This window comes from Syntrophorhabdaceae bacterium, assembly GCA_028713955.1.
Taxonomy (GTDB): domain Bacteria; phylum Desulfobacterota; class Syntrophorhabdia; order Syntrophorhabdales; family Syntrophorhabdaceae; genus UBA5609.
Map to the genome: position 1 here is coordinate 1 of JAQTNJ010000209.1, position 5,454 is coordinate 5,454.

4 protein-coding genes are annotated in these 5,454 nt (G+C 49.9%); 1 reads left to right on the top strand and 3 read right to left on the bottom strand.

Going from position 1 to position 5,454, the window contains the following annotated elements; translation table 11 throughout:
• On the bottom strand, nucleotides 1-422 hold a 422-nt coding region (locus tag PHU49_13860; GenBank protein ID MDD5245090.1), incomplete at its 3' end, for an epoxyqueuosine reductase QueH.
• A 157-nt stretch (nucleotides 423-579) separates the two neighbouring features.
• On the opposite strand from PHU49_13860, the gene PHU49_13865 reads away from it, so the two are divergent.
• A complete protein-coding gene (locus PHU49_13865; protein ID MDD5245091.1) occupies nucleotides 580-2,256 on the top strand; it encodes a methyl-accepting chemotaxis protein in 1,677 nt (558 codons plus the stop codon).
• A 168-nt stretch (nucleotides 2,257-2,424) separates the two neighbouring features.
• On the opposite strand, the gene ppdK is transcribed toward PHU49_13865, so the two are convergent.
• A complete protein-coding gene (gene ppdK, locus PHU49_13870; protein ID MDD5245092.1) occupies nucleotides 2,425-5,181 on the bottom strand; it encodes a pyruvate, phosphate dikinase in 2,757 nt (918 codons plus the stop codon).
• Nucleotides 5,182-5,191: 10 nt separating this feature from the next.
• The coding region (locus PHU49_13875) for a DALR anticodon-binding domain-containing protein (protein ID MDD5245093.1) at nucleotides 5,192-5,454 on the bottom strand (263 nt) is incomplete at its 5' end.

Consider the following 5,454-nt stretch of genomic DNA (forward strand, 5'->3'; position numbering starts at 1 on the left):
AAGGGTATGCCATATGTGTTGCTCAGTTCTTCACCGATGGTCTTTATGTCGTCGTGCCTCTGGTATTTGCTGTAAAGAAGGGTTGTTGTGATCGCCCCGGCGCCGGTTTCGATACCCTTCCGAAAGGTCTCCTCCAATCTCATCCTGTAACAGAAGAGGCACCGGTCCTTGCCGTATTCGAGGGCGCCCCTGAGAAATGTTTCGAGGTCGTACGATGTGTTAACGGAAAGCGGCAGGAGCGCTATCCCGGCATAGTTATCAAGGGTCTCCAGCCTTTTCAGGAATTCCGTGTATGGGTGGATATTGGGGTTGTAAAAATATCCGGATACCTCCGCGCCCTCCTTCCTCAATTCTTTTAATGTGTGTATGCTGCAAGGGGCGCAGCAGATATGCAACAAAACCTTTTTATCCTTTATTTCCATGTGAGTATTGTAGCACCTCTCCCTGCATTTTTCCATAAAGAGAGAAAAATGCTAAACCTTTTCCTGAATCCAACGATAATATTCTAAGAGAAAAAGCGAAAAGCGTGTTTCCTTTTACGTTTAAAAAAGGTGAAAAATAAACCTGTAGGAGAACGTTATGTCATTTAAAAATTTTAGTTTAACAAAAAAGATTACCTTTTTGGGGTCTTTTCTGGTCATTACCTGCATTGCCGTCACTGCCTTTGCCTGTCTGTGGCAGGTGCGCAGCGACTTTGTAAAACAGGCGCAGGTTACGCTTGACGGCAGGCTGAAGGTTTTTTGGGAATTGCTCCTTACAAAAGATATAAACCTTTTACCGAGCGCGAAACTCGAAGATAAGATAAAATCTGTGAATATAAAGATTGAGAATGATAAACTGCTGATAAGTTATTATGCATTAAACGATAACACCGTTTTTGTTGATCAGATAAAGAATCTGTTCGGTGGTGTTGCAACAATCTTCATGAAAGACGTCCGAGTGTCAACAAGTCTCATCAACCCCGATGGGAGTCGCGCACTTGGGTTAAAATTACAAGGGCCCGTTTATGATACTGTTATTAAAAGAGGTCAATCATATCGGGGCGAGGTCATCTTGAACGGGAAGACATACTTTTCCGCCTATGACCCGCTTAAAAATAAGCAAGGTGAGATTATCGGCGCCATCGCAGTGGCGTTACCGAAGAGTGATTATTTCGCGACCTTCAACCGCATCATCCTCGTAATCGGCATCATCGCCGTGTGCCTGATCGTCGCTATCAATTTCCTCCTTTTTGGTTTTATAAGGAAGATAATGAAACCCCTTACACAACTTATGCCTGTAGCGAACAGGCTCGCCGAGGGCGACCTGAGCATCCGGATTGAAACGCAGAGGAATGACGAGATAGGACAATTGCTTTCCGCCATGAAGAACATGGTAGAAAAATGGAGGGATGTCGTATCGAATGTGAAGCAGGCATCAGATAATGTTGCTTCAGCAGGTCAACAATTAAATGTGGATGCCGGACAGATGTCGACCCTGTCAACCGAACAGGAAAAGAGATCTTCTCAGGTAGCGACGGCCGCGGAGGAAATGTCGCAAACGATAATGGATATCGCACAAAATGTGAACAATATAGCAGGCGCTGCGCAGGAGACCCTGGCAGTTGCTAAAGATGGGGAAGGCATTGTGAACAAATCGGTTACAGAGGTCAGGGAGATCGCGAAAACAGTTGACACATCTTCAGAGTTTGTAAGGTCCCTCGGTGATCGCTCCAGGCATATTGGAGAAATAATAGATGTTATAGGTGATATCGCCGACCAGACAAACCTTCTTGCGCTGAATGCGGCAATCGAGGCAGCCCGCGCAGGAGAGCAGGGTCGCGGTTTCGCAGTTGTGGCAGACGAGGTGAGAAAGCTTGCCGAAAGAACCGCGAATGCAACTTCGGAGATCAGCATCATGATAAAGACGATACAGGAAGAGGTGTTCAAGGCAGTGGATTCCATGGAAAACGCGTCGGGCAAGGTTAACACCGGTGTGGAGCTTTCAGCCCAGGCGGGTGAGGCGCTAAAGAATATTGTTACAAAGGCCGACGAATTACAACTCATGGTTCAGCAGATAGCATCGGCTACTGAGGAGATGTCAACTACCTCCGAGGAGATAACCAAGGATATTGGACAGATTGCTGCGACTTCGAGAGAAACTTCAGAGAGTTCAAAGCATACGACGGAGGCTGCGGCAGAACTATCGAGATTGTCGATCAATATGCAAAAAACAATCAGCGAATTCAGGCTGGAAGCGCAGGAAATTCAGATGTAAACTGTCAGCCGTCAGCTGATCAGTATATCGTATATAGTATATCGTATGTCGTAAATTCCGGTTCATCTCCTTACGACATAAAATTCTCGTCCTACGGATATTCCAGGTTCTTTTGCAGTTCACTATATACGATATACGAACTACGATATACTGTTTCTTATATCCGGCCTATTTTTTTGCCCTCTTCTCTTTTACTGCTGCCCTTGCTGCGGCGAGCTTCGCAACGGTTACCCTGTAGGGCGAGCAACTGACGTAATCGAGGCCGATCCTGTGACAGAACTCAACGGAATTCGGCTCTCCGCCATGTTCTCCGCAGATACCTATCTTCAGGTTCTTCCTCGTCTTCCTTCCAAGCTCCACGCCTATCTGCATCAGCTTGCCTACGCCGCCCTCATCGATCCTCTGGAACGGGTCATAGGAATATATCTCGTGCTCAACGTAGTAGCGAAGGAACTTCCCCGCGTCATCGCGGCTCATGCCGAGAGCTGTCTGGGTAAGGTCGTTTGTCCCGAAGGAGAAGAACTCGGCCTCCTGCGCTATCTCATCGGCAGTGATGGCCGCCCTCGGTATCTCTATCATTGTACCGATCTTGTAGTCGATCGAGACCTTGTGTTTTGCAAGGACCTCTTTTGCCGCCTTTTCCACGACCGCTTTCTGAAGGGCAAGTTCAGTGATGGTGCCGACGAGCGGTATCATTACCTCCGGTTTTACAATGATGCCTTTCTTTTTGACCTCGCAGGCAGCCTCAAAGATAGCCCGAGCCTGCATCTCTGTAATTTCAGGATAGACGATCCCGAGCCTGCAGCCTCTGTGGCCCAGCATCGGGTTTGCCTCGTGGAGGCTTTCAACCTTGGCGAGGACCTTTTCGTAAGGGATGCCCATCTTCTTCGCCAGGTCCTTCATCTCTTTTTCTGTGTGCGGAAGGAATTCGTGCAAAGGCGGATCGAGGGTGCGGATCGTCACGGGAAGTCCGCGCATTACCTTGAAGATGCCCGCGAAGTCCTTCTTCTGCATGGGGAGGAGCTTTTTCAGCGCCTTCACCCTGCCGGCAAGGTCATCGGCGACGATCATCTCGCGGACCGCGTCGATCCTGTTGCCTTCAAAGAACATGTGCTCTGTCCTGCAGAGACCTATTCCCTCTGCCCCGAATCCGACCGCGACAGCGGCCTGGCCCGGCTGGTCGGCGTTTGTCCTGATCCCGAGCCTCCGGAACTCGTCTGCCCACTTCATGAGAAGGGCAAAATCCTTGTAGATCTCTGATTTTTCAGGTTTCAGGGTCTTGTCGATGAGGACCCTCAGGATCTCCGAGGGTATCGTTTTCATCTCCCCTGCGAAGACCTCACCGGTGGTCCCGTCAATGGAGATATACCCGCCTTCTTTGATCGTTTTACCCTTTACCTTGATCGTCTTCTTTTTATAGTCAATGTCGAGGTCACCGCATCCTGCCACGCAGACCTTTCCCATCTGCCGTGCGACGAGCGCCGCATGGCTCGTCATGCCGCCCCTCGATGTGAGGATGCCCTGTGCCGCGTTCATGCCCCGGATATCTTCCGGCGATGTCTCAATCCTTACGAGGATCACCTTTTCACCGCGGCCGGCCCAGCTTTCCGCGTCCTCCGCGTTGTAGACTACCTTCCCTGTCGCGGCGCCGGGACCGGCATTGAGCCCCCTGGTCATCAGGTTGCCTGCCTTGATCGATTTGTCTTTTTCCTTCGGGTCGAAGATGGGTCGTAAAAGCTGGTTGAGCTGTTCCGGTTCAATCCTCATCAGGGCATCTTCCTTGCTGATGAGGCCTTCCTTCACCATGTCGACGGCGATCTTGAAGGCCGCAAAGGCCGTCCTCTTGCCGTTCCTCGTCTGGAGCATCCAGAGCTTCTTATTCTGTATGGTAAATTCAACGTCCTGCATGTCCCTGTAGTTCTTTTCCAGGGTTCCCCTGATCCTGATTATCTCGTCGTAGATATTGGGCCAGACCTCTTCAAGGGACCTGACCGATTTGTCTGTCTTCTGCCTTTTATTAATCGGCAGCGGTGTTCTGATCCCTGCCACGACATCCTCGCCCTGGGCGTTGAGGAGGTATTCACCATAAAACGCGTTTTCCCCTGTTGCGGGGTTTCTCGTGAAGGCGACACCTGTTCCGCAATCCTCGCCCATGTTCCCGAATACCATACACTGGACGTTGACCGCTGTGCCCCAATCCCCGGGGATGTTGTTCAGCTCGCGGTACGCGATGGCCCTGTCGTTATTCCATGACTGGAAGACGGCGCCGATCGAACCCCACAACTGTTCGTAAGGGTCTTCGGGGAATGTGACGCCCAGTCTTTTTTTGATCGCCGCCTTAAAACGTTTAACGAGGTCCTGAAGGTCATTGACCGTTAGCTCTGTGTCGAATTTGATCTTCCTTTCCTTTTTCTTTTCCTCGATGATCACTTCAAAGGGGTCCTGTTCCTCCTTGTTTACCGGTTTTAATCCAAGGACAACATCACCGTACATCTGGACGAAACGCCGGTAGCAGTCATACGCGAACCGTTCGTTTTTTGTCAGCTTCACAAGACCCTCTACGGTTTTTTCGTTGAGGCCGAGGTTGAGGACCGTGTCCATCATGCCGGGCATGCTTACCCGCGCGCCGGAGCGGACTGAGAAGAGAAGGGGATTTGCAGGGTCACCGAACCTCGCGCCCATGATGGCTTCGACCTTTTTCATGCTTTCGAGGACCTCTGCCTTCAGACCTGCAGGGAATTTCCTATTGTTCTTGTAGAACTCGGTACATACCTCTGTTGTGATGGTAAATCCCGGTGGGACCGGGATGCCGAGGTTCACCATGTCTGCAAGCCCCGAGCCCTTGCCGCCGAGCAGGTTCTTTAAACCAGCGCTGCCTTCCGCCTTTTTACCGCCAAAGAAGTATACATATTTTGTCTTTTCCATGTTCTCCTCCTCATTCCACCCGGATTTTGGAAAAATCTGCAAATGTTAAAAACATATCCTTTATTGACTTAAGGAGAGCCAGCCGGTTATTCCTGATTGACTCGTCCTTATCCATGACAAAGACCTTGTCGAAGAAATTGTCGATAGTCTCCTTGAAACTTACGAGAATTGCAAGGGCGTTGTCGTACCTTCTCCCGGCCATGAAAGAAAAAAATTCATCCTTCTTTGATCCGTAAAGATTGTAAAGCTCATCCTCTTCTTTCAGGCTGAAAA